Source organism: Sanguibacter suarezii NBRC 16159, from assembly GCF_001552735.1.
In the GTDB taxonomy this organism is placed as follows: domain Bacteria; phylum Actinomycetota; class Actinomycetes; order Actinomycetales; family Cellulomonadaceae; genus Sanguibacter; species Sanguibacter suarezii.
Genome location: NZ_BCRT01000010.1, coordinates 204,227 through 227,222, shown reverse-complemented (window position 1 = coordinate 227,222; position 22,996 = coordinate 204,227). Strand labels below are relative to the sequence as shown.

Genomic DNA, 22,996 nt, shown 5'->3' with positions numbered 1-22,996 from the left:
TATTCCAACGATTCTTCAAGGGTGGGCCCGGAGGGACTCGAACCCCCGACATCCACGGTGTAAGCGTGGCGCTCTAACCAACTGAGCTACAGGCCCTTGAACGAGCGGATGACAGCCTACCTGCTCGCGGTCACGGTCCGGCACACGGTCACAACACGTCTCACGCCTCGACCGGCACGAAGGTCGCTAGGCACCCGGCGACGATCACGTCGAAGCTCTCTCCCGTGCACAGCCGGCGGTCCCACTTCCCCGTGCCCCACTTCTCGGCGGTGCGGTCGATGAAGATCTCCACACCCTCAACCTCAGGGCCGGCGCGGAAGTAGTAGCGGATGGTCTCCCCCTCCGTCGTGGGTACTCCCACGACGAGCTCCGCCCCGGTCGTGGCACCGGCCTCGAGGCAGTCCCACGCCTCGGCGGGGACCGTCTCACCCTGTGCCAGGGTGACCTCGGTGCAGGGCTGCAGGGGGTCTCGATCTTCGAACTGTCCCTTGGCCGGGTCGGGCCCTGCCGCGCAGCCGGCCAGCAGCAGCGCTGCCACAGCGGCGGCGCCCGCCCCCGCTCGAGGGCCGGCCCGCACCGTCCGGGCCGGCGGAGCACCAGGTCTCACAGCGCTGCCAGCGCCGCCCGGTACCCGTCGAAGTCGCGTCGCTGGCCGCGCCCGTTGACGACGGCCCAGCGCAGGATGCCCTCGGAGTCGACGAGGAAGCTGCCGCGGTTGGCCAGGCCTCGCTCGTCGTCGAACACGCCGTAGGCCCGGGCGACGTCGCCGTGCGGCCAGAAGTCCGAGAGGAGGTCGAAGGCGTAGCCCTCCTGGGCCGCCCACGCCTTGAGCGAGTACATCGCGTCGCAGGAGATCACCACGAGCTGGACGCCCGCGGTCTCGAACTCCTCGATGTTGTCTCGCAGCTCGCAGAGCTCGTCCGTGCACGTCCCGGAGAACGCGAAGGGGACGAACACCACGAGCACCGGCGCACCACGGAGATCACCGAGGCGGACCGGTGTGCCGTGGGTGTTGGGCAACGTGAAGTCAGGTGCCGCATCACCCACGGTGAGCGTCGTCATGGACGCAGAGCTCACTTGCCGCGGCCGCGGTTGCCGAGCTTCGTGGCCGACCAGTCCGAGGCGATCGAGAACGTGCTCGTCGCGTGCAGACCAGCCGTCGTCGCGGCTTCCTGGATGTCGCTGTGCCCGACGTGACCGTCGCGGCCCGGCTTGCGGGTGAAGATCCAGATGACTCCGCCGTCGTCGAGCACCGTCTGGACGTCGACAAGGGTGTCCGTCAGGTCACCGTCGTCCTCGCGCCACCACAGGATGACGCCGTCGGTGACGTCGTCGTACTCCTCGTCGACCAGCTCGGTGCCGGTGATCTCTTCGATGGCGTCCCGGAGGTCGTCGTCGACGTCCTCGGCCCACCCGAACTCCTGGACTACGAGCCCAGAGGCGAATCCAAGTCGGTTCGCATCCTGAGGCTCAGCGGTCGATACCACGGTGATGTTCGTCCTTTCACAGCTGGTTCCGCACGCGAGTCCCGCGCCGGATGGATCAATGGTGGCAAACGTAGCCCACTGTGCGCTACGTCGCGTCCGGAATTGGTCCCGAAACGCCGACGCGTCGTCAGCCAGGGGCGATCCAGACCGGTCCGTGGGTCTGCGCTCCCCCGCCGCGAGGCCCGAGGGCCCGGCCCGCGGAACGGATCTGGGAGCCAAAAACCGCCAGATACCAGCGATGTCACCAACGTCACGTCACATGATCCCTCGATAGAGTGGCTTTCACCTCGACCGAGCGTTGAGAATGGAGTCAACGACCGGAGTTGACGAACCCTTTGCATGGAGCACACACAGCCGCTGCATGTGGACGTAACGACCGGTCCTCGCGAGCAATGGGGCATACCGTCCCGCTCTGAACATGATGTGAGGTTGCTGGTGGCTACGCATGACGAGACGGGACCATTGATCAATGGTCTGTTGAGCCAGGTCCCCGATATCGATCCCTCCGAGACCGGAGAATGGGTCGAGTCCCTCGACGGGCTGATTGACGATCGTGGTGGCCCTCGCGCCCGCTACGTGCTCCTGAACCTGCTCAAGCGGGCCCGGGAGCGCAACGTCGCAATCCCGACGTCGATCAACACGCCCTACGTGAACACCATCGGTGTCCACGAAGAGCCGTACTTCCCCGGCGACGAGGTGCTCGAGCGGCGCTACCGCAGCTGGAACCGGTGGAACGCGGCCGTCATGGTCACGCGCGCACAGCGCCCCGGGATCGGTGTCGGTGGGCACATCTCCTCCTACGCGTCCGTCGCGACGCTGTACGAGGTGGGCCTCAACCACTTCTTCCGCGGCAAGGACCACCCGGGCGGCGGCGACCAGGTCTACTTCCAGGGTCACGCCTCCCCCGGCGTGTACTCCCGCGCCTTCCTCGAGGGACGTCTCTCGGCTGAGGACCTCGACGGGTTCCGCCAGGAGCACTCCCACGCCGGTGGCGGCCTGCCGTCCTACCCGCACCCGCGTCAGATGCCGGACTTCTGGGAGTTCCCGACGGTCTCGATGGGCCTCGGCCCGGCGTCGGCCATCTACCAGGCGTGGACCAACCGCTACCTGCACAACCGCGGTATCAAGGACACCAGCAAGCAGAACGTCTGGGCCTTCCTCGGCGACGGCGAGATGGACGAGCCCGAGAGCCGCGGCATGCTGCAGCTCGCTGCCCAGCAGCAGCTCGACAACCTCACCTTCGTGGTCAACTGCAACCTGCAGCGCCTCGACGGCCCGGTCCGTGGCAACGGCAAGATCATCCAGGAGCTCGAGGCGCAGTTCCGCGGCGCCGGCTGGAACGTCATCAAGGTCATCTGGGGCCGCGAATGGGACGTGCTGCTCAACGCCGACAAGGACCGCGCTCTCGTCAACCTCATGAACGAGACGCCCGACGGCGACTACCAGACCTACCGCGCGGAGGACGGCGCGTTCATCCGTGAGCACTTCTTCGGCCGCGACCCGCGGACCAAGCAGCTCGTGGAGAACCTGTCCGACGACGACATCTGGGCTCTCAAGCGCGGTGGCCACGACTACCGCAAGATCTACGCGGCCTACGCGGCGGCCACGGCCCACACCGGCCAGCCGACCGTCATCCTCGCGCACACCATCAAGGGCTACGGACTGGGTTCCGGCTTCGCCGGGCGCAACTCCACGCACCAGATGAAGAAGGTCGGCCCGGCCGACCTCAAGACGCTGCGCGACACGCTGCACATCCCGATCACCGACGCCGAGCTCGACGCCGACCCGTACGCACCGCCGTACTACCACCCCGGGACGGACGCGCCGGAGATCCAGTACATGCTGGACCGTCGGGCCAAGCTGGGCGGTTTTGTGCCCGAGCGCCGCTCGGTCTCCAGCCCGGTCACGCTGCCGGCAGCCAGCAAGTACGACATCCTCAAGAAGGGCTCCGGAGCTCAGCAGATCGCCACCACCCAGGCGTTCGTGCGGTTGCTCAAGGACCTCATCAAGGACAAGGACTTCGGTCACCGCATCGTCCCGATCATCCCGGACGAGGCTCGGACCTTCGGCCTGGACTCGATCTTCCCGAGCGCCAAGATCTTCAACACCCTCGGGCAGAACTACCTGGCCGTGGACCGCGAGCTCATGCTCTCCTACAAGGAGTCCGAGGCCGGTCAGATCATGCACACCGGGATCAACGAGGCCGGTTCGGCCTCCGCGTTCCAGGCTGTGGGCACGTCCTACGCCACGCACGGCGAGGTGACGGTCCCGTTCTACATCTTCTACTCGATGTTCGGGTTCCAGCGCACGGGCGACCAGTTCTGGGCCGCCGGTGACCAGCTCACCCGCGGGTTCATCATCGGCGCGACCGCTGGTCGCACGACCCTGACCGGTGAGGGCCTGCAGCACGCTGACGGCCACTCCCCGCTCCTGGCCGGCACCAACTCCGCGATCGTCCAGTACGACCCGGCCTACGGCTACGAGATCAGCCACATCGTGCGTGACGGCATCCAGCGGATGTACGGCGACAACGAGTCCCGTGACCCCAACGTCATGTACTACCTCACCGTCTACAACGAGCCGATCAGCCAGCCGGCCGAGCCGGAGGACGTGGACGTCGAGGGCATCCTGCGCGGTATCCACCGTGTCGCCACGAGCGAGGGCGAGGGCCCCAAGGCCCAGATCCTGGCCTCGGGCGTGGGTGTGCCGTGGGCGCTGGAGGCCAAGGAGCTGCTCGCCCAGGACTGGGGCGTGCAGGCTGACGTGTGGTCCGTGACGAGCTGGAACGAGCTGCGCCGCGACGGTCTCCTCGCCGAGCAGCACAACTTCCTCAACCCGTCCGAGCCTGCTCGTGAGGCCTACCTCACGACGAAGCTCGCCGGGGCTCAGGGTCCGTTCGTGGCCACGAGCGACTTCGACCACCTCGTCCCCGACCAGGTCCGTCAGTGGATCCCTGGCGACTACGCGGTGCTCGGCGCCGATGGCTTCGGGTTCTCCGACACCCGTGCCGCCGCGCGCCGGTACTTCAAGATCGACGGTCCTTCCGTCGTCGTGCGGGTCCTGCAGCAGCTGGCCCGCCGCGGCGAGGTCGCGGCCGACGCCCCCGCACGGGCGATCGAGCAGTACCAGCTGCACGACGTGAACGCCGGCACCTCCGGCAACGCGGGCGGGGACTCCTGACCCGCTAGCACGAACGACGACGGCCCGGCCCCCGAGAGGGGGCTGGGCCGTCGTCGTCTGCGGGCTGGTCGGCTGCGCGCTCCTCGCGCGCAGCCGGCTCAGGACTCCGGGATGTGCTGCTCCACACGCATGATCGCCGGCTCGAGCTCGCCGCGGATCGCGTCCACGGCCTGACGGTCGGGGTTGAGCTCCAGGCTGGCCAGGTGATGGCGGGCGTCGTAGGTGCGGTCTGCGTCGAGCGCGGCCAGCACGAGCTGGCGCCCGACCTCAGGACTGTGCTCCTTGGCCCGCCAGTGGCCCACGCCGAGGCCCAGGGCCTCCACGGGCAGCTGAGCCTCCCGGAGCACCGCGAGGGACTCTGCGAGGGCTTCTCCGGAGGGGTCACGGTCCGAGGCGGTGGCCAGGCGGCGGATGGCCGCGTCCTGGTCGTCGTGCAGCGAGAGCCGAGCGAGCTCGATGAGCGGGTACCAGGCTCGGGGGTTGCCGGCGAGCTCCTCGCCGAGGGACCAGACGGCAAGGTCAGCAGCACGCTGCTGAGCGCCGGCGTCCGGGGGTGCGCTCAACGGGTCGTCCGCGTGGCTGCCCTCGGCAGCCCGGCGTCGGACGATCTCTGAGAGCGCCTGGAAGGCACGGATGTTGTTGGGGTCATCGACGAGCATCGCGCGCAGCGCATCCTCGTGGAGGGTGTCACCGCGGCGGCCGCGTGAGGTGGGCCGGCGCGCCCCGATGGTCGATGCGGACGTGGTTCGTCGCATCAGCTGACGGAGTCTGGGCATGAGGGCCATACGCCGACGATAGCCGTTCGTCGGGGCCCGCACAGAGAGCATGACCGGATTGCGAGATACGCGACACTCCGCAAACGCCCCTAGTTTTGTCAGTTCCCCACAACGGACGCCGTATGCTCGGTGCATGCCCTCCGCTGCGAAGAACGCGACTGCCGCCTCGACGCCGACCGGCCCCACGACCCTCCAGCGGGTCCGCGACGGCAGCGGTCTGCTCACCGCAGCCGCGCTGCGCCGCCTCGACGACGAGCTGCCCTGGTACCGGGAGCTGCCCGGCGAGGACCGGTCCTGGGTGGGCCTGGTCGCCCAGTCCGGCATCACCGCCTTCGTCACCTGGTTCGCCGACCCGGCCAGCTCTCCGCACGCCGTGAGCGACATCTTCGCCGCCGCGCCGACCGACCTCACCCGGTCCATCTCCCTGCAGCACACCCTCCAGCTCGTGCGCATCGTCGTCGAGGTCGTGGAGACCCACAGCGACCAGCTCGCCATCCCGGGCGGGGAGCGGGACCTGCGTGAGGCCGTGCTGCGGTACTCCCGCGAGGTCGCCTTCTCCGCCGCCGAGGTCTACGCCCGGGCCGCAGAGGTGCGCGGCGCCTGGGACGCCCGCCTGGAGGCGCTCGTCGTCGACGCGATCATCCGCGGGGACAGCGACAACTCCGTGCGCTCCCGGGTCGCCGCGCTGGGCTGGACCGGCCACGGCTCCGTCCTCGTCATGGTCGGCACCACCACCTCACCGCTCGACGACGTGCGCGCGGCCGAGCTGCGCCGCGTCACCCGGCGCGCGGCCGCCGACGCTCTCGTGGGGATCCAGGGCGACCGGATCGTGCTCGTGCTGGGTGGCGAGGGTGACCTCGTCGCCGCCGCGAACTCGCTGCTGCCCCGGTTCGGACCCGGTCCGGTCATCATCGGGCCGGCCATGCCCGGCCTCGAGGACGCGCCGCGGTCGGCCGCGGCGGCCCTCGCCGGGCTGCGGGCCGCTCCCGCGTGGCCGCAGGCACCGCGCCCGGTGCTCGCCGACGAGCTGCTCCCCGAGCGCGTGCTCACCGGCGACCACGAGGCACGCCGCACCCTGGTCCGCCAGGCCTACACCCCGCTCTTCGAGGCGACGGGCGCGGTCCTGGAGACGCTCTCGGCCTACCTGGCCACCGGACGGTCCCTCGAGGCCGCCGCCCGTGACCTCTATGTCCACCCCAACACGGTGCGCTACCGTCTGCGCAAGGTCGCCGAGCTCACCGGCTGGGACCCGCTCGACGCGCGGGAGTCCTTCGTGCTCCAGGTGGCCCTGGCGGTGGGGCGGCTCTCCACGAGCCGGTAGGTCCGCGCCGGGTGGCGCAGGGCGCCAGGATGGACAGTCACCCGGCGGATCGGCGCCTTCTTGTAGGTTATGCACAATCACCAGAGAAACACTTCGTGCGGGTCGTGACGGCCCGCCCCCCTAGCAGATCGGGCAGAGTTAGACCGTGCTTGCCGTCGTATGCCCTGGACAGGGCTCACAGTCCCCCGCAATGCTCGCCCCGTGGCTCGAGCTGCCCGGCGTCGCCGACCAGCTGGCGTCCTTCTCCCAGGCCTCCGGCATCGACCTGCTCGCGCACGGCACCGTCTCTGACGCGGACACGATCCGGGACACGGCCGTCGCCCAGCCCCTCATCGTCTCGTCGTCGCTGATCGCGCTGCGCGCCCTGCTCGACGGCGCAGCCGCGGCGGACGTCGTGGACGTCACCGCCGGCCACTCCGTCGGCGAGTTCGCCGCCGCCGCCGCCGCCGGCGTGTTCGACGACGCCGGTGCGGTCGGCCTGGTGACCTCCCGCGCCCAGCTCATGGCGCAGGCCGCGGCCGCCACCCCGACCGGCATGAGCGCCGTCGTCGGCGGCGACCCGGGCGAGGTGCTCGCGGCGATCGAGGCCGCCGGGCTCTTCCCGGCCAACGTCAACAGCACCGGCCAGGTCGTGGCAGCCGGGTCCTTCGAGGGGCTGGCCGCGCTGGCCGCCGCTCCCCCGGCCAAGGCACGGGTCATCGCCCTTCAGGTCGCCGGCGCCTTCCACACCCCCTTCATGCAGTCGGCGCTGGACGCCTTCGCCCCGGTGGCTGCCGGGTGGCCGGCCCAGGACCCGTCCCTGACGCTGCTGTCCAACGCCGACGGCGCCTCCTACGCCCAGCTCGACGCCGCGCGCACCGGTGGCCCCTTCGGCGCCCACCAGGACGTTCTCGCCCGCCTCGCCCAGCAGATCGTCGCGCCGGTGCGCTGGGACCTGTGCCAGGAGCAGCTCATCGCCCTCGGGGTGACGGGCCTGCTCGAGCTCGCACCGGGTGGGGTCCTGACGGGCCTGGCCCGTCGCTCCCTCCCGGGAGTGGAGACCGTCGCCATCAAGTCGCCCGCTGACCTCGACGCGGCCCGCGACCTCGTCGCCCGGCACTCCACCGTCGGGGCACGTGCCACCACCACCAGCTCGCCGGAAGAGGACTCCAAGTGACCATCCAGCTCAAGCAGTCCACCGGCCCGCAGTTCTCCCGCATCCTGGGGATCGGCGCCGAGCGTGGGGAGCTCGTCGTGACCAACGACGACATCGCCGGGCCCATCGACTCCTCCGACGAGTGGATCCGCCAGCGGACCGGGATCATCACCCGCCGCCGCGCCGGTGCGCAGACGTCGGTGCTCGACCTCTCCGAGGCGGCCGCCCGCAAGGCCCTCGACGCCGCCGGGCTGACCGGTGCGGACATCGACGCCGTCATCGTCTCCACGGTCACCTACTTCCACCAGACGCCGTCTGCCGCCGCGGTCATCGCCGACCGGCTGGGCGCGACCCCGGCCGCTGCCTACGACATCTCCGCCGCCTGCGCCGGGTATGCCTACGCCATCGGCCAGGCCGACGCGCTCGTGCGCTCCGGCGCGGCCCGCAACGTGCTGGTCATCGGCGCGGAGAAGATGAGCGACTTCATCGACCCGACCGACCGCTCCATCTCCTTCCTGCTCGGCGACGGCGCGGGTGCGGCGGTCGTGGGCCCCTCCGACTTCCCCGGCATCGGCCCGACCGTCTGGGGCTCGGACGGCTCGAAGGCTCAGACGATCCGTCAGACGCACAGCTGGAGCGAGCTCAAGGAGAACCCCGAGCTCGGCTGGCCGACCCTGCGCCAGGAGGGCCAGCCCGTCTTCAAGTGGGCCAGCTTCCAGATGCCGGTCATCGCCCAGCAGGCCCTCGACGCGGCGGGCGTCACCGCCGACCAGATCCAGGTGTTCATCCCGCACCAAGCGAACATGCGCATCATCGACCAGTTCATCAAGCAGCTCAAGCTGCCTGAGACGGTGGTCGTGGCACGTGACATCGCCGACACCGGCAACACCTCAGCCGCGTCCATCCCGCTCGCCGCGGAGCGTCTGCTCCGCGAGGGCGCGGCGAAGTCGGGCGACCTGGCCCTGCAGATCGGCTTCGGCGCCGGGCTCGTCTATGCCGCTCAGGTCGTCGTTCTGCCGTAAGTTTCCCCCGTACGTTCTTCTTTCCCTCCCGCACGTCACTCATCACCACACACAAGGAGAAACACCCATGGCTTTCACCGAAGCTGATGTCCTCGCAGGCCTCGCCGAGATCGTTGCTGAGGAGACCGGCCTGCCCGCTGACTCGGTCACCTCGGAGAAGTCCTTCACCGACGACCTCGACATCGACTCCCTCTCGATGATGACCATCGTGACCCACGCCGAGGACAAGTTCTCCGTGACCATCCCCGACGACGAGGTCAAGAACCTCGCGACCGTCGGCGACGCGGTGACCTTCATCACCGGCGCCCAGGCCTGATCCACGCCTGACCCGCTGGGACGGGCCGGTTCACCGGCACCGTCCCAGCGCCCCCAGCTCGACTGCGCCACCTGCTCCACCAGCCCCGCTCGGGCACCGTCCACGATCCCCAGGAGTTCCCATGACCAACGTTCGCGACGTCGTCGTCACCGGCCTTGGTGCCACCACGCCGCTCGGCGGCGATGTGGCATCGACCTGGGCCGCCGCCCTTGCTGGCGAGTCCGGTGCCCGGACCCTCGACAACGACTGGGCCGAGACCTACGGCATGCCCGTCAACTTTGCTGCGACCATCAAGGTCAAGCCCGAGGAGGTGCTCGCTCGTCCTGAGATGAAGCGCATGGACCCCTCGGCGCAGTACGCCATCATCGCCGCCCGCGAGGCCTGGGCCGACGCCGGCTCCCCCGAGCTCGACGGCGACCGCATCGGCTCCGTGGTCTCCTCCGGCATCGGCGGCATCTGGACCACCCTGGACGCCTGGGACACCCTGCGTGAGAAGGGTGCTCGTCGGGTCCTGCCGATGACCGTGCCCATGCTCATGCCCAACTCCCCCACCGCCTACGTCTCCCTCGAGTTCGGTGCTCGCGCCGGCGCGCACGCCCTCGTCTCCGCCTGCGCCTCCGGCGCCGAGGCCATCGCCTACGGCGTCGAGATGATCCGCTCCGGCCGTGCCGACGTCGTCATCGCCGGCGGCACCGAGGCGACCGTGCACCCCATGCCGATCTCCGCCTTCGCCGCCTCCCGCACGCTGTCCCTGCGCAACGACGACCCGGCGGGCGCCTCGCGCCCCTACGACGTCGACCGCGACGGCTTCGTCATCGGTGAGGGTGCGGCCGTCGTCGTGCTCGAGGCCGCTGACCACGCCGCAGCCCGCGGTGCGCGCGTCTACGCCCGGGTCGCCGGTCTCGGCCTGACCGCCGACGGCTACCACATCACCTCCCCCGAGCCCACGGGCGCCGGCCAGATCCGCGCCATGGGCGCAGCCCTGGAGGACGCTCAGGTGACCGCGGCGGACGTCGTGCACGTCAACGCCCACGCGACCTCCACGGTCGTGGGCGACCTCATCGAGGCTCGCTCGGTGAGCGCTGTCGTGGGGTCCGCAGCGGACCGCGTGGCGCTCTCGGCCACGAAGTCCATGACGGGTCACCTGCTCGGTGGCGCGGGGGCGCTGGAGACGGTGTTCACCGTCCTCGCCGTGCACCACCGCCAGGCTCCCCCGACGATCAACGTCGCCAACCCCGACCCCGAGCTCACCCTCGACCTGGTCCGGGACACCCCGCGCGCGCTGCCCACGGGTGACATCGCGGCGATCAACAACTCCTTCGGCTTCGGCGGGCACAACGTGGCCCTGGTGGTCACGAACGCCTGAGGCTCGACGCACGACGAAGGGGCGGACCCGGCCGGGTCCGCCCCTTCGTCGTTCTCGTGTGGTTCCGCTGCCCTCAGCCGACGCGGTGCAGCCAGCGGACGGGCGCTCCGGCGCCGGCGTAGCGGAAGGGTTCCAGCTCGTCGTCCCAGGCCTGCCCGAGGGCGAGGTCGAGCTCGTCACGCATGCGCCGCGGGTCGTGGGCGAACTCCAGCGCCGCGCGGACACGGTCCTCGGGGATGACGATGTTGCCGTGCACGTCGGTGGAGGCGTGGAAGATGCCCAGCTCGGGAGTGTGGCTCCAGCGAGAACCGTCGGAGCCGTGGCTGGCCTCTTCGGTGACCTCGTAGCGCAGGTGGGTCCAGCCGCGCAGGGCTGACGCCAGGCGCGACCCAGAGCCCTGCTGGCCCTGCCAGGTGTACTCCGCCCGGTAGAGTCCGGGCGCAGCAGGCTGCTCGATCCAGTCGAGCGTCACGGCGGTGCCGAGGACGTTGCTCGCTGCCCACTCGAGGTGCGGGCAGAGCGCTCGTGGAGACGAGTGCACAAAAAACACACCGCGGGTGATAGCACCAGCCATGTTGTCCCTCCCAGAGTAGAGATTCGTCTTCCCCAACGACCTCTATCAACCGGGCGACTGCATGTACATCACGGTTTATCGGAACTGCTGTGCCACATCATGCCGTAGATCACGTCTGATGACCAGCGTGGCGTACCGGTCCAAAGCCCCGCTCAGAGAGACTCGCGCAACTCCCGCATGGCCTTCTTGCGGGTGGCCCGCTCGAGGCGGTCGAGGTACAGGTGGCCGTCGAGGTGGTCCACCTCGTGCTGCAGGCACCGGGCCATGAGCTCGGTCCCCTCCACCACGACCTTGTTGCCGTCCAGGTCGATGCCCTCCACGCGGGCGTACCACGCGCGCTTGGTCGGGTACCAGAGCCCGGGGACCGACAGGCAGCCCTCGTCGCCGTCCTGGTACTCGTCCTCGGAGAGCTCGACGATCTTCGGGTTGAGGACGTAGCCGATCTCGTCATCGATGTTCCACGAGAAGGCTCGCAGGCTCACGCCGATCTGGTTCGCAGCGAGGCCCGCGCGGCCGTCGTGGTCGACGGTCTCCACGAGGTCCTCGACGAGGCTCCTGACCCGGTCGTCGATCACCGTGATCTCCTCGCACGGGGTGCGAAGGACGGGATCGGGGATGACGCGGATCTCACGGATAGCCATGCGCCTATTGTTTCATGACCAGCCACGTCCCTGTCACATCCGCGCGAGCCATCCGCTCAGATCTGCAGATCACATCCGCGCGAACCGCGCCCGGGCGAAGGAGTAGATCCCGTACGCGACGAAGCCCAGGGCGACCACAGCGAGCAGCACCTTGCCGAAGGGCAGCTCCGCCAGCGTGCGCAGCGCCACATCGAGGCCGCTGGCCTTCTCCGGGTCTGCCTGCACGGCGCCGACGACGAAGAGCACGCCCACGATGATCAGCGCGACGCCCTTGGCGGCGTACCCGGCGACCCCGACGGCAACGACCCCGCGCCCGATGGTGCCCGCGGTCCCGCCCTGCAGGTCCTCGGTGAACTTCTTGGTCACGCCCTTGTACACGTGGTAGCCACCAACTCCCACGACGACGAGCCCCGCCACCGCGACGGCCACCCGGCCGAGGCCCGAGGACATGAGCTCACCCGTCTGCGATCCGGACCCGGAGCCCCCGCCCTGCGCCACCTGCCAGGCGAGCACGCCCACCGCGAGGTAGACGACGGCCTTGGCAGCGGCCTTGACCCGTGCGCCCGCGCCGTCCCCACCCGCGACAGCCTCGGTGGCCTGCCACGCTGCGAGCGCCACGAGCGCGACGACCGAGAACCACAGGACGGCCGCGCCCCACGGCGCCTCGCCGAGCTGGGCGAGCGCACCTTCCTGGTCGGCTGAGCCGCCCTCCTCGGACGACGCGGTGAGCGCGAGGTGGATGGCGATCCATCCGATGAGGATGTGCAGCAGCCCGCTCACGGCGTAGCCAGCACGCGCAGCACGCCGGAATCCGGTGGATTGTTGGAGGTCACGGGCAGTTTCTGTGGGTGATGAGGTGTTCGGCATCGGATGATCGTTGCATCTACAGACCGATCCCGCCTCCCGCCGGATACACTCTCCACCGCGCCCTGTTAGCTCAGATGGTCAGAGCAATCGACTCATAATCGACTGGTCGCCGGTTCAAGTCCGGCACGGGGCACCCACAAGGGCGTCCTGGCCAACGGCAACGTTGCTAGGGCGCCCTTCTCCTCTGTGCTGCCGCCACGCGCTCGTCGTCTACGTCGTCGAATGCCCCATCGAGCACGGCACAGTCCTGCTCCTCGTGCACGACATGTCGTCCCTGCGAGAAGCCATGTGCTGGACATGCAGACTCTTGCTCCGGATCCATGTGTAGCCGACTTAGTGAGCGCGACGTGGGGTCCTCATAACCTCCCCGGATCGTCCGATTCGAGTAATGGCCTCTCGTCCGCCCGGATCGGGGCCCAGTCACCCCTGAGGCGCCGTCGTCTCCGACATGCGCACGACCGGGGAGCCTGCCTCTTGCAGAAGCCGCGTTTCTGACAGGCCTCCATGACGTGAAGAGATGCGCCTTTCGCCATGTCCCCGACCGCCCCCGCCACCAGATGTGAAGAAGGAGATGACGACCATGGTCGACACGCCTGGCACACCCGATGTGCCCACGACCCCAGATGCCGACCGCCCCTCGAAGAGGGGGTTGGCGTCGAACAAGAAGCTCCTCATCCTGCTCGCTGTCGGCCTCGTCATCATCCTCAGCGGGATCCTGCTGTTCGTGGCCGGCAACGCCCGCGCCAACGCCGCAGAGACTGAGCGCCAGTGCCTCAGCGCTGTCGAGCGCGCCACCGAGGCCAACGGGTTCGTCGAAGACGCTCTCGCCGCAGCCGACCTGGTCGTGGAGAGCACGACGGTCACCGAGCTGCCCGCCGACATCCTCGCTGGGATCCCGGATCTCGCTGTGCTGGCCGAGCAGGGCACCACGGCCTACGCCGAGCGCCCCGCGGTCGAGACCGTCGCAGCTGTCGAGGCGAGCGAGGGCGTCGAAGCCATCGAAGCCGTCGAGGCCCGGCCCTCCGGCGCCGAGCGGCTCACGGTCGTCGCCGACGCCCGTGCCAAGGTCGCCGGTGCATCGGTCTCGGTGGAGTGCTCCACCCGTGAGGACGCCGCGCTCATCACCGACGAGGCGTCCCTGCTGGCCGCCGACATCAAGGCGCTCAACAGCGCCGTGACGGTGCTCGGTGTCGACTTCGCCGAGTTCCAGATCGCTGAGGGCGCTCGTCTGAGCGCCGAGGCGCAGGCCGAGGTCGCCCGGATCGCCGAGGAAGCCCGTCTTGCCGAAGAGGCTCGACTGGCCGAGGAAGTACGCCTGGCAGAAGAGGCCCGGGTCGCCGAAGAAGCTCGTCAGGCAGCCGCGGCTGCTGAGGCTGCCCGCAAGGCTGCAGCGAGCAAGCCGTCGACGTCCACTGGTGGGACCACCACCAACGAGGGCTCCACGACGACGAAGCCTGCTCCGGCGCCTGCGAAGCCCGCTCCAGCGCCGGCCCCGCCGAGCACGGGTGGAGGTGGGTGCCTCGGCTCAGGGTGCAACACCCACCCGTCGAGCGGACTTACGCCACCCATCGCGGGCTAATCGCAGTCCGTCACCACTGCTCTGTGAACAGCTCAGAAGAAACCCCCGAGGAGCCCTACGCTCCTCGGGGGTTTCTTCTCGTCCGGGTCTCGCTCCAACGCTGCACCCTACGGTGCGACCAGGGTCCGTCCCGTGGTCAGCGATCATCCCGTCGGGCCTCTGTCATCGCTCAGTCGAGCTGTCGGCCACCGTCGTTCTCAAGCGGCGACTGAGCCTCCGCAGAATCCGGAACACCGAACGTGACGCTCCTCAGTTCAGGGAACTGTCGGAACCGCTCAGCGAGCACGCGCTCATCCTCACCTTGTCGTTCGATGGGCACCAGGCCGCGCTCACGGGGCATGGTCTTGACCCACGAGGAGACGGTCGCGCGCGTCGCGCCCGGCGTCGTGCCCGGCGTCGTGCCCGCCCGCATTCACCTGGGACATTCCCACCGACTACGGTGATCCCATGGGACTGTTCTCACGCAAGGACGCGATGCCGCCCGAGATCCGCCGTTCGCTGCACCTGCCAGCGGGTGACACGGTGCTGGGCAGCGCGATGCTCGACGAAGGCGCCTGGGCGGTTGCCACCCAGCGGTCGCTCGTCGTGGTCCCTGGGCCGCCCTCTCCCCCCACCGCCGCGGTGTCCTCGCCGTGGTGCCGCGTCGATCGCGCCAGCTGGGACCCCGCAGAGGCTGCACTCACCGTTCGGTGGGTGGACTCCCTGGAGCCGACGCCGCTGCGCCTGGCCCACCCCGAGCGCACAGCCTTCGCGCGGGTGTTCCGCGAGCGTGTGCAGCACTCGGTCGTCCTGTCCGAGACCGTCCACCTGCCCGACGGGCTCTCTGCCCGGGTGGCAGTGCGACGTGACGCAACGGGCGATCTGTTCACCCAAGTTGTGCCGGACCCCGGTGCCGACGTAAGGTCTGCGAGGTCAGCACAGCTGATCCGGACAGCACTCTCCCGGTTGCGTTCCACGTCAGGAGCACACCCGGAAGCCTGATAGAGTTTTCTCCGGTCAGTCCCGCGTAGCTCAGTTGGCAGAGCATCCGACTGTTAATCGGATTGTCACTGGTTCGAGTCCAGTCGCGGGAGCCCACAACGAAGGCCTCCGACTTGCAGAGATGCAGGTCGGAGGCCTTTGTCGTTCCCCCGGCAGACGGCCGCGGACTCAGACGCCGACCCCGTGACCGAACCTCAGCATGTTGGTCGGGTCGTAGGTCGCCTTGGCTGCGGTCAACCGGGCGTAGGCCTCCGGTGACCACGCCCGGGCCCGGTCGGCCTCGTCCCCAGGACGGCCGTGGAAGTTCACCATGGTCCCCCCGGTCGAGAAGGGCTCCATGGCACGCATGACGTCACGGATCGCCCTCGGCACCCTCTCCCCGACCGGCGGCACCATGAGCCCGATCGTGATGAACGAGAAGGCCGCGTCCCGCCCGGAGACGGAGTCCACCCCGACCGGCGGAAGGGCGAGGTTCCCTCCGAGCGGCCGGACCTCGACCATGAGGAGCGGGGTGTCCGCCTGCGGCCCCACCAGCTCCAGGAGTGCCCGCTGAGCCGTCTCGTCGAAGCTGTGCAGCAGCAGGCCGCCATCCTCGAAGGGCAGCGCGTCCACCGGGTCCATGTGCACCTGGTCGACGTCGAGATAGCTCATCGGCCCGACCATCTCCATGAGCGGGGTCGAGACCTCCCGCATGGGGGCCAGCAGCTCGGCACCGTCGAGCGGGCCGCCGACATAGGCGAAGCGCAGGTGCACGACGAACTGTCCGCGCAACGGCTCGGGCACGAACTCCAGGTCCGGCAGCCGGAGCAGCGCGATCGACGGCGCTGCGGCGTCGGGCAGGGTGGGGAGCCAGCGGCTGAAGGCCGCGAGCACCTCCGCGGCGTCCGCGCCGGGGTACATGATGCCGCCGCCGTAGAGCTCGGAGAGCGGGAGCAGCGAGAACGTCAACGACGTGACGATCCCGAAGCTGCCTTTCCCTCCGCGCAGCGCTGCGAAGAGGTCGGGCTCGGAGTCCGGGTCGACGTGGCGCACCTCCCCGTCCGGGGTGACGACCTCAAAGCTACGCACGCGGTCCGAGGCGAATCCGAAGGCGCGGCCCAGGATGGGCAGTCCGCCTCCCACCGTGTATCCCACGACGCCCACGGCGGTGCTCGAGCCGTTGAGCCCGATCAGCCCGTGCGGCACGGTCGCGGCGAGCACGTCGCGCCATCGCACCCCCGCCCCCACCCGGGCCGTCCGCTCGACGGGGTCGACGACGATCTCTTGCATGCGGCTGGTGCTGATGAGCAGCCCGCCGTCGATCGCCGAGCTCGCACCGTGACCGGTGGCCTGGACCGAGACGGGACACCCGAGCCGGCCCGCCCAGCGGATGCCGGCTGCGACGTCGTCGGCGTCGGTGGCGCCGAGGATGACGTCCGGGGCGTGCTGCACAGCGAGGTTGTAGGCGCGGCCTTCGTCGGCGTAGTCGGCGTCGTCGGGGACGATCACGGGACCCGTCACCGAGTCTGCGAGCGCTTGGACGTCATCCTGAGAGATCGTGTCGTGAGGGACCATGGTGAGCTCCTGGGCCCCGTGGCTACGGCAGGTGCGCGCGGACGCGGAGCGGGACGGTGCGAGGTACAGGCATCACCGTGAGCGGTCCGCGGCGGTGCGAGGCGGCCAGGCGGCGGGCGCGGGGCTGCGAGAAGACGGAGAGGATGGCGCACACCCAGGGGGCGCGGCGTCGGACCTGGCGCACGGGCGTGGGTGGTCACCCGCGTCCTAGGACGTCCCGGCTCCCAAGGGTCCCGATCATGACAATCGTCTCGCAGGACTGGTCCTGGCTCAACACATGACCGGTGCGCGGGCACGCTCTGCGGCAACGCGCCCGCTGACGCATGATGGGATTCCGTGTGTTCTCTGGGACAGTTGCATCATGACCGACGTCGCCCGCGCACCTCAGCGCATCCGTGAGACACCCCCCCAACCGTTCAAGGGCGTCTATGACAGCCCCGCACTGGCGCACGCCTTCGGCGTGACGCCGGCTCTGCTGCGCATGTGGGTCGCCGGGATCCGCGTCGCGCCCGAGGGCTTCCCTGACCCCGAGGGCATGCTCAACGGCGGAAACATCTGGAGCGCCGAGTCCGTCGCCCCGGTGATCGAGGCACGCCGCCAGCTCATCGAGCGGGGCGAGATCGCGCCCGAGGAGATCGCCGGCGCCTGACCTGCCCGACGGCGGGCGACCGGCCTGCCCGACGGCGGGCCGCTGCGGGGCGGTGCGGTGCGGGTCCCGGCCGTCGGCCCGATGGCGAGGGCGCAGGTCTCTTCAGCCCCCTCCTGCGCTCACTCGATGTGGGCTCGCCCACGCGTTCACAGCCCTGCCGACCCTCTGATCTGCGACGTCGCACTGCAAAGGTCCCATCTGGCATGAATGTCAGAGCCTGGGCATATGGTCAGAACATGCCTACCGATCCCGGGACCTGCGGCCCACCAGCAGTCGAGACGTCACGTGCGTCCGCCCCTGCTCGTGGCGCAGCCCAGCAGGCGTTGGACACCTTGAACGACCTGGTCGGCGCGGTTGCTGCCGCGAACGCCATGATGAATTCTCTCTCGGCCTGGCGGGCCGAGCTCATGGAGGCTGTCCGCACATGGTCGGTCCAGTCGGCTGACCTCCTGGTCGACGATCCGTGGGCACCCCGGGCTCAGCACACCGCCCACCTGGCGGTGGTCGCCGAGCTGGCCTGCGCACTGAGCCTTCCCGAGCAGACCACCAGCACCCTGGTCGACGACGCCCAGATCCTCGTGGAGACCTGCCCAGCCACACTCGCCGCACTGCGCGAAGGGGTCATCTCCTACCGCCACGCCCAGGTGGTCCTCGAGCACACAGACGGCCTTGAGCAGGCCCAGCGCGAAGATCTCGAACGACGCTTGCTCGCCCAAGCACCTGGTCTCACAGCGAGCACCTTCGCCCGACGTGCCCGCAAAGAGCGCGAACGCTCGCACCCCGTCCCCCTGGTCGAACGGCACGCCGCAGCCCTGCCGAAGCGGTGCGTCCAGCTCGATCCCGCCCGTGATGGCATGGCCTGGCTGCATCAGTACCTCCCAGCGGTGGAGGCTGTGGCCATCTTCAACCGGGTGAGCGACATCGCTGCTGCCGTGCAGCACCCGAGCGACCCGCGATCACTGCCTGAGCTCCGCGCCGACGCCTTCAGCGCACTCATGCTGGACGACGACGCCCATGACGCCTTCCGGCACGCTCGGGACGGCGCTGCCGGCACCGACGGCAAGCAAGGCAGGGACGGCAGGGACAGTACAGTCGGCGGGCCCGACAGAGCCGACCACGACGACTCACCACCCCGGTACGACTGGGGACCCACCGGCGCGGGACCCCTCGACCGGGGCCGCCTGCTGCGAGGCATCCAGGCGACGGTGGCTGTGACCGTCCCTGTGCTCACTCTGCTCGGCCACAGCGACTCCCCCGCCACCCTCGAGGGCTACGGCCCCATGGATGCTGAGACCGCTCGGATCCTGGCCGGTCGCGCTCGGAGCTTCAGACGCATCCTCACCCATCCTGAGACCGGGGTGGTGCTCTCCGTCGGCCGGGACCGCTACGCCGTCCCCGCGGACCTCAGAGCAGCGCTCCGGCTGCGCGACGAGACCTGCCGGTTCCCGGGGTGCTCCCGTCGCGCCAGACGCTGCGACCTCGACCACATCACCGACTGGGCGCTGGGCGGCACGACGGACCACGACAACCTCATGACCGTGTGCCGGCGGCATCATCGCCTCAAGCACCTCAGCACCTGGCGACCCCGCCTCCTCAACCAGGCAGACGTCCCAGCCGAGCCCGAACCAGAGTCAGGGCGACGAGCACAGTCGGGACCGAGCACGCCTGTGAGACGGCCAGAGGGGCCAGGACAGTCAGAGCCCTCCGCACCCATCTCATCGAGGCCCCCGCCGGGCCTCTTCGACGCCGCGGTCGAGTGGACGGCGCCGTCAGGGCGCGCCTACACCTCCGATCCGCCGTCGAACGACCATGCTCCCCGGCTCAGCTTCGCCTACCTGGTGTCGCTGGGGCTGTCCGCCGACTTCCTCCTGCGCATCGGCGTCACTCCCACGTCCGCCGAGGATGCGCTCCGCTACTCCACAGCCAGTGAGGCGGACACCGAGGACCCGGACTGGGGTGCGGCGAGGTCTTCGCGCCGCGCAGCGGATCGCTCGAACGACCCATCAGCGGTCCGGTCGGAGCAGCTCGGCACGCATCCGGTGCGGTCACGGTTCCCCGACGTGCCACCGTTCTGACCACGTCGCCACGCGGTGCTCACCACCGTGCTCGCGCCAGCTGATTGTCCTGGTCAATCCTGGTCGGTGTCCTACTCGTTGTCCTGCTCGCGCAGCTCGCGGCGCTGCTGCTCGATGGTCAGCAGCTCGGTGAAGGCCTGGGTGTAGGCCTCGGCGTCGGCGACCGGGTCGATCCGCTGGAGGCGGCTGCGGGCGTTGCCGATCTTGCGGGTGAACCCGAGATCCAGGAAAGCCCGCACGATCCCCCGCACATAGTCCTCGATGGCCCCGGGACGGTCCTCGGGCAGCGGTGCCACCGCGAGCTCGTTGACCAGGGCGAGCACGGGCGCGCTCGACTCCTCCGCGACCAGCGCCACCCACTCGGAGTCAGCGCGGCCTGCCGCGGACGCCAGGCCACCGGTCGCCCGGATCGCCTCGTGCACCGCACGCCAGGCGGGCACCGTGAACGCGTCACCGGGCAGGTCGTCGACCAGCGCGGCCGGCACCATGCTCGGGTACTGCAAGATCACCTCGAGGGTCTGGCGCTCCAGCCGTGCGATCGGGTCGCTCTGGCTCGGCCTGGCGAGGCCGTCACCGGCGGCAGCCGGCAGCTGACCGCGGTCGCCGCCAGCTGCGGAACCGTTCGAATAGCCACCTCCGGCCCCGCCCCCAGATCCACCCGCATACCCGCGCGCCGAGCCCGCGCCAGAACCGCCCGCCGGACCACCGCGCTGCGGGCCGCCCGAGCCGCGCTCGGGTGGCCGAGACGCCCCTGCGGCCCCGCGCCCGGCGTCGTGCACGGCGCGGCGAACGGACTCACCGTCCATGCCCAGCCAGCCGGCCAGCATGCGCGCGTACTCCGGGCGCAGCGCCGTGTCCCGGATCCCGGCGACGACGGGAGCAGCCGAGCGCAGCGCCGCCACCCGCCCCTCCGCGGTCTCCAGGTCGAAGCTCGCCAGCGTCGTCTTGAGCACGAACTCGAAGAGCGGCTGACGGCCCTCCACCAGGGCCTGGACCGCCTGCGGGCCGCGCGCCTGGCGCAGCTCGCACGGGTCCATGCCGCTGGGTTCGACCGCCACGAAGGTCTGGGCGTAGAACTTCTGGTCCTCGCCGAAGGCGCGCATGGCGGCCTTCTGGCCGGCCGCGTCACCGTCGAAGGTGAAGATGATCTCCCCGCCCGAGGACCCGCCCCCGGCGAGCTGGACGCCCGCACCCGAGCTCGTGTCCCCCACCAGCCGTCGCACGAAGCGCACGTGGTCGGAGCCGAAGGCCGTGCCGCAGGTCGCCACGGCCGTGGTCACCCCGGACAAGTGCGCAGCCATGACGTCGGTGTACCCCTCGACGACGACGATCTGCTTGTTCTTGGCGATGTCCCGCTTGGCGAGGTCGATCCCGTAGAGCACCTGCGACTTCTTGTACAGCGCGGTCTCGGGGGTGTTGAGGTACTTGGGGCCCTGGTCCTCCTCGTAGAGCTTGCGCGCGCCGAAGCCGATCGTCTCGCCCGTCACGTCGCGGATGGGCCAGATCAGGCGCCCGCGGAAGCGGTCGTACATGCCTCGGTTGCCCTCGCTCATGAGGCCCGACGCCGCGATCTCCGCCTCGGTGAACCCCTTGCCGCGCAGGTGACGCAGCAGGTTGTCCCACCCGTTGGGCGCATAGCCCACACCAAAGTGCAGGGCATCGCCCCGGTCGAAGCTGCGCTCGGCCAGGAAGGTCCGCCCGGCTGCGGCCTCGGGGCTGAGCAGCTGCTCAGCGAAGTATGCGGCGGCGACCCGGTTGGCCTCGAGCAGGCGCTGGCGCCGGCCAGGCTCTTCGGTGCGGCGCGGTCCCCCGCCCTCCTCGTAGCGCAGCGTGATGCCCACGCGTCCCGCGAGGTACTCCACGGCCTCGGAGAAACCGAGCCCGTCCATCTTCTGCACGAAGGAGATGACGTCGCCGCCCTCGTTGCAGCCGAAGCAGTGCCAGCGGCCTACCTGGGGCCTGACGTGGAAGGACGGAGAGCGTTCGTCGTGGAAAGGGCACAGCCCTTTCATCGATCCGACGCCGGCGGTGCGCAGGGTGACCTGCTCGCCGACGATCTCCTCGATACGCGCCTTGTCCCGTACGGCGTCGACGTCTTCTCGTTTGATCAGGCCTGCCACGTCACTGAGTCTAGGCGTCCCCGGGAGCGCCTCGTGCCCGGCCCTGCTCAGCGGCGCACACGCACCGGTTGGACGAGCCGCGCGTGCCACTGGGCGGCGCTGATGTCGGTGAGCGAGGCCACCTGGTCGATGACGATCCGCAGCCGGCGGGCGTCGTCCTCGGCCTCGCGCCAGTCGGCTGCGAAGGCCGGCTCCAGGGCGATGGGAGCCCGTTCGCTGAGCACCTCGACGAGGTCGGCGATGAGCTGGCGCTGGTGGATGTAGAGCGGCTCTGCCTCGCGCGGGGCCATGATGTAGGCCACGGCCAGCCCCTTGAGGACGAGGATCTCGGCGAGGGTGTGCTCGGGCACCACGAGGGTCGCGGCGTAGCGGGTGAGCGGGCCGTCGCCGTACTGGGCACGGGTGGCCTTCTCCGCGGCCTTGGCGAAGCGGCCGATGAGCCAGCTCGTCGTGTCCTTGAGCGTGGCCAGCGCCCGGCGGGACCCGTCGAAGCCCTGCACCAGCAGACCTGCGGCGTCGAGCCGCTCGATGGCGTCCCGCAGGCCGTCGGGTGAGACGAGGTGCCCGTACCAGGTCTGCACAGCGTCGATCACCCGGGCCCGCTCCTCGTCCGCGGCGAGCACCGCCAGGTCGAAACGCCCGCCCACGATGCCGTCCTCGACGTCGTGCACGGAGTAGGAGATGTCGTCGGCGAGGTCCATGACCTGCGCCTCCAGGCACTTCACACCCGCGGGCGCACCCTCGCGCAGCCACTCGAAGACCGGCATGTCGTCGGCGTACACGCCGAACTTGTGCGTCGGTCGCCCGTCCAGGCGCAGCGGTCCCTCCCGGAAGGCCCAGGGGTACTTCACCGAGGCATCCAGGCTCGCGCGCGTGAGGTTGAGCCCGACGCCGCGCCCGTCCTCGGAGAACACCTTGCCTTCCAGCCGGGTGAGCAGACGCAGCGTCTGAGCGTTGCCCTCGAAGCCGCCCACGTCCTTGGCGAGCTCGGCCAGGGCCCGCTCGCCGTTGTGCCCGAAGGGAGGGTGGCCCAGGTCGTGGGCCAGGCACGCGGTGTCGACGACGTCCGGGTCGCAGCCCAGCGCCTTGCCGAGCTCGCGCCCCACCTGGGCCACCTCGAGGGTGTGGGTGAGCCGGGTGCGGATGAAGTCGTCCGACCCGGGGCCCAGGACCTGGGTCTTGGCCCCGAGCCGGCGCAGCGCCGAGGAGTGCACGATGCGCGCCCGGTCACGCTCGAAGGGGGTCCGCGACTTGCTCTTGGGCGCCTCGGTGACCCACCGCGCGCGGTCGGCCTCGGAGTAGCCGGAACCGCGCAGGGAGCTGTCAGCGTGAGTGTGTGGCACAGGTCAACCC

Annotated in this window: 20 protein-coding genes and 3 tRNA genes; 12 read left to right on the top strand and 11 right to left on the bottom strand. The window is 70.1% G+C overall.

All coding sequences use genetic code 11. The features are described from left to right. Positions 1-22: 22 nt before the first annotated feature. The 4 genes from SS2_RS05685 to SS2_RS05670 all read right to left on the bottom strand — a co-directional run bounded on the left by SS2_RS05685 (position 23) and on the right by SS2_RS05670 (position 1,487). Positions 23-96 (bottom strand) — tRNA-Val (locus tag SS2_RS05685). Positions 97-160: 64 nt separating this feature from the next. Beyond that, on the bottom strand, positions 161-607 hold the full coding sequence (locus SS2_RS05680) for a hypothetical protein (protein WP_157607197.1): 447 nt from the start codon (positions 605-607) through the stop codon (positions 161-163). After that, positions 604-1,062, bottom strand: coding sequence for a peroxiredoxin (locus tag SS2_RS05675; RefSeq protein WP_066461947.1), 459 nt, complete (start codon positions 1,060-1,062; stop codon positions 604-606). Before SS2_RS05675 ends, SS2_RS05680 begins: the two co-directional genes overlap by 4 nt. A gap of 11 nt (positions 1,063-1,073) precedes the next feature. Then, positions 1,074-1,487, bottom strand: a complete 414-nt coding sequence (locus SS2_RS05670; protein WP_066461945.1) for a DUF3052 domain-containing protein — start codon at positions 1,485-1,487, stop codon at positions 1,074-1,076. Between the two features lie 435 nt (positions 1,488-1,922). Between SS2_RS05670 and aceE the strand changes: the two genes are divergently transcribed. Then, positions 1,923-4,667 carry a pyruvate dehydrogenase (acetyl-transferring), homodimeric type gene (aceE, locus tag SS2_RS05665; protein WP_066462430.1) on the top strand — a complete coding sequence of 915 codons (2,745 nt, stop codon included), beginning with the start codon at positions 1,923-1,925 and terminating at the stop codon, positions 4,665-4,667. Positions 4,668-4,765: 98 nt separating this feature from the next. Here aceE and SS2_RS05660 read toward each other — a convergent pair whose 3' ends face one another. Beyond that, complete coding sequence (locus tag SS2_RS05660; protein ID WP_245643370.1) at positions 4,766-5,422, bottom strand: hypothetical protein; 657 nt, start codon at positions 5,420-5,422, stop codon at positions 4,766-4,768. A 154-nt stretch (positions 5,423-5,576) separates the two neighbouring features. Here SS2_RS05660 and SS2_RS05655 point away from each other — a divergent pair, with 154 nt between their 5' ends. The 5 genes from SS2_RS05655 (at position 5,577) to SS2_RS05635 (ending at position 10,603) form a co-directional block, all read left to right on the top strand. Then, complete coding sequence (locus SS2_RS05655; RefSeq protein WP_066461942.1) at positions 5,577-6,764, top strand: PucR family transcriptional regulator; 1,188 nt, start codon at positions 5,577-5,579, stop codon at positions 6,762-6,764. Positions 6,765-6,909: 145 nt separating this feature from the next. Next, complete coding sequence (locus SS2_RS05650; protein WP_066461929.1) at positions 6,910-7,920, top strand: ACP S-malonyltransferase; 1,011 nt, start codon at positions 6,910-6,912, stop codon at positions 7,918-7,920. Then, positions 7,917-8,921, top strand: coding sequence for a beta-ketoacyl-ACP synthase III (locus SS2_RS05645; RefSeq protein WP_066461926.1), 1,005 nt, complete (start codon positions 7,917-7,919; stop codon positions 8,919-8,921). Before SS2_RS05650 ends, SS2_RS05645 begins: the two co-directional genes overlap by 4 nt. Positions 8,922-8,988: 67 nt before the next feature. Then, on the top strand, positions 8,989-9,237 hold the full coding sequence (locus SS2_RS05640) for an acyl carrier protein (RefSeq protein WP_066461924.1): 249 nt from the start codon (positions 8,989-8,991) through the stop codon (positions 9,235-9,237). Positions 9,238-9,358: 121 nt separating this feature from the next. Next, entirely contained in the window at positions 9,359-10,603 is a 1,245-nt protein-coding gene (locus SS2_RS05635) for a beta-ketoacyl-[acyl-carrier-protein] synthase family protein (RefSeq protein ID WP_066461922.1), read from the top strand. A 73-nt stretch (positions 10,604-10,676) separates the two neighbouring features. On the opposite strand, the gene SS2_RS05630 is transcribed toward SS2_RS05635, so the two are convergent. The 3 genes from SS2_RS05630 to SS2_RS05620 form a co-directional block, all read right to left on the bottom strand. Then, complete coding sequence (locus tag SS2_RS05630) at positions 10,677-11,177, bottom strand: DUF3145 domain-containing protein (RefSeq protein ID WP_066461921.1); 501 nt, start codon at positions 11,175-11,177, stop codon at positions 10,677-10,679. Positions 11,178-11,329: 152 nt separating this feature from the next. Continuing rightward, on the bottom strand, positions 11,330-11,818 hold the full coding sequence (gene def, locus SS2_RS05625) for a peptide deformylase (RefSeq protein WP_066461920.1): 489 nt from the start codon (positions 11,816-11,818) through the stop codon (positions 11,330-11,332). A gap of 69 nt (positions 11,819-11,887) precedes the next feature. Beyond that, positions 11,888-12,685, bottom strand: coding sequence for a DUF1206 domain-containing protein (locus SS2_RS05620; RefSeq protein ID WP_066461918.1), 798 nt, complete (start codon positions 12,683-12,685; stop codon positions 11,888-11,890). 59 nt (positions 12,686-12,744) lie between these two features. On the opposite strand from SS2_RS05620, the gene SS2_RS05615 reads away from it, so the two are divergent. The 4 genes from SS2_RS05615 (at position 12,745) to SS2_RS05595 (ending at position 15,337) form a co-directional block, all read left to right on the top strand. Further along, positions 12,745-12,818, top strand: a tRNA-Ile gene (locus SS2_RS05615). 447 nt (positions 12,819-13,265) lie between these two features. Beyond that, positions 13,266-14,264: a hypothetical protein gene (locus SS2_RS05610; protein ID WP_157607196.1), complete on the top strand. Its 999-nt coding sequence runs from the start codon at positions 13,266-13,268 to the stop codon at positions 14,262-14,264. 447 nt (positions 14,265-14,711) lie between these two features. Further along, the gene (locus tag SS2_RS05600) at positions 14,712-15,245 is read left to right on the top strand and encodes a hypothetical protein (protein ID WP_066461913.1); all 534 of its coding nucleotides are present in this window, start codon (positions 14,712-14,714) and stop codon (positions 15,243-15,245) included. A 19-nt stretch (positions 15,246-15,264) separates the two neighbouring features. Continuing rightward, positions 15,265-15,337 (top strand) — tRNA-Asn (locus tag SS2_RS05595). Between the two features lie 76 nt (positions 15,338-15,413). Here SS2_RS05595 and SS2_RS05590 read toward each other — a convergent pair. Continuing rightward, positions 15,414-16,799, bottom strand: coding sequence for an FAD-binding oxidoreductase (locus SS2_RS05590; RefSeq protein WP_066461911.1), 1,386 nt, complete (start codon positions 16,797-16,799; stop codon positions 15,414-15,416). Between the two features lie 361 nt (positions 16,800-17,160). On the opposite strand from SS2_RS05590, the gene SS2_RS05585 reads away from it, so the two are divergent. Together SS2_RS05585 and SS2_RS05580 are read left to right on the top strand one after the other, a co-directional pair. Then, positions 17,161-17,448 (top strand): hypothetical protein, encoded by a 288-nt coding sequence (locus SS2_RS05585; RefSeq protein ID WP_066461909.1) that lies wholly within the window; start codon positions 17,161-17,163, stop codon positions 17,446-17,448. 236 nt (positions 17,449-17,684) lie between these two features. Further along, positions 17,685-19,523, top strand: coding sequence for an HNH endonuclease signature motif containing protein (locus SS2_RS05580; protein WP_245643368.1), 1,839 nt, complete (start codon positions 17,685-17,687; stop codon positions 19,521-19,523). 71 nt (positions 19,524-19,594) lie between these two features. On the opposite strand, the gene dnaG is transcribed toward SS2_RS05580, so the two are convergent. Together dnaG and SS2_RS05570 are read right to left on the bottom strand one after the other, a co-directional pair. Then, positions 19,595-21,643, bottom strand: coding sequence for a DNA primase (gene dnaG / locus SS2_RS05575; protein ID WP_066461905.1), 2,049 nt, complete (start codon positions 21,641-21,643; stop codon positions 19,595-19,597). Positions 21,644-21,690: 47 nt separating this feature from the next. Beyond that, positions 21,691-22,986, bottom strand: a complete 1,296-nt coding sequence (locus SS2_RS05570; RefSeq protein WP_066461903.1) for a deoxyguanosinetriphosphate triphosphohydrolase — start codon at positions 22,984-22,986, stop codon at positions 21,691-21,693. Positions 22,987-22,996 lie beyond the last annotated feature (10 nt).

What these genes read in the sequence shown, in the direction of transcription:
- def (WP_066461920.1), bottom strand. Translation starts at nt 11,818, where the DNA reads ATGGCTATCCGTGAGATCCGCGTCATCCCCGATCCCGTCCTTCGCACC.
- SS2_RS05635 (WP_066461922.1), top strand. Translation starts at nt 9,359, where the DNA reads ATGACCAACGTTCGCGACGTCGTCGTCACCGGCCTTGGTGCCACCACG.
- SS2_RS05590 (WP_066461911.1), bottom strand. Translation starts at nt 16,799, where the DNA reads ATGGTCCCTCACGACACGATCTCTCAGGATGACGTCCAAGCGCTCGCA.
- SS2_RS05640 (WP_066461924.1), top strand. Translation starts at nt 8,989, where the DNA reads ATGGCTTTCACCGAAGCTGATGTCCTCGCAGGCCTCGCCGAGATCGTT.
- SS2_RS05655 (WP_066461942.1), top strand. Translation starts at nt 5,577, where the DNA reads ATGCCCTCCGCTGCGAAGAACGCGACTGCCGCCTCGACGCCGACCGGC.
- SS2_RS05580 (WP_245643368.1), top strand. Translation starts at nt 17,685, where the DNA reads ATGCCTACCGATCCCGGGACCTGCGGCCCACCAGCAGTCGAGACGTCA.
- SS2_RS05675 (WP_066461947.1), bottom strand. Translation starts at nt 1,062, where the DNA reads ATGACGACGCTCACCGTGGGTGATGCGGCACCTGACTTCACGTTGCCC.
- SS2_RS05660 (WP_245643370.1), bottom strand. Translation starts at nt 5,422, where the DNA reads ATGCGACGAACCACGTCCGCATCGACCATCGGGGCGCGCCGGCCCACC.
- SS2_RS05630 (WP_066461921.1), bottom strand. Translation starts at nt 11,177, where the DNA reads ATGGCTGGTGCTATCACCCGCGGTGTGTTTTTTGTGCACTCGTCTCCA.
- SS2_RS05600 (WP_066461913.1), top strand. Translation starts at nt 14,712, where the DNA reads ATGGGACTGTTCTCACGCAAGGACGCGATGCCGCCCGAGATCCGCCGT.
- SS2_RS05610 (WP_157607196.1), top strand. Translation starts at nt 13,266, where the DNA reads ATGGTCGACACGCCTGGCACACCCGATGTGCCCACGACCCCAGATGCC.
- SS2_RS05585 (WP_066461909.1), top strand. Translation starts at nt 17,161, where the DNA reads ATGACCGACGTCGCCCGCGCACCTCAGCGCATCCGTGAGACACCCCCC.
- SS2_RS05620 (WP_066461918.1), bottom strand. Translation starts at nt 12,685, where the DNA reads ATGCCGAACACCTCATCACCCACAGAAACTGCCCGTGACCTCCAACAA.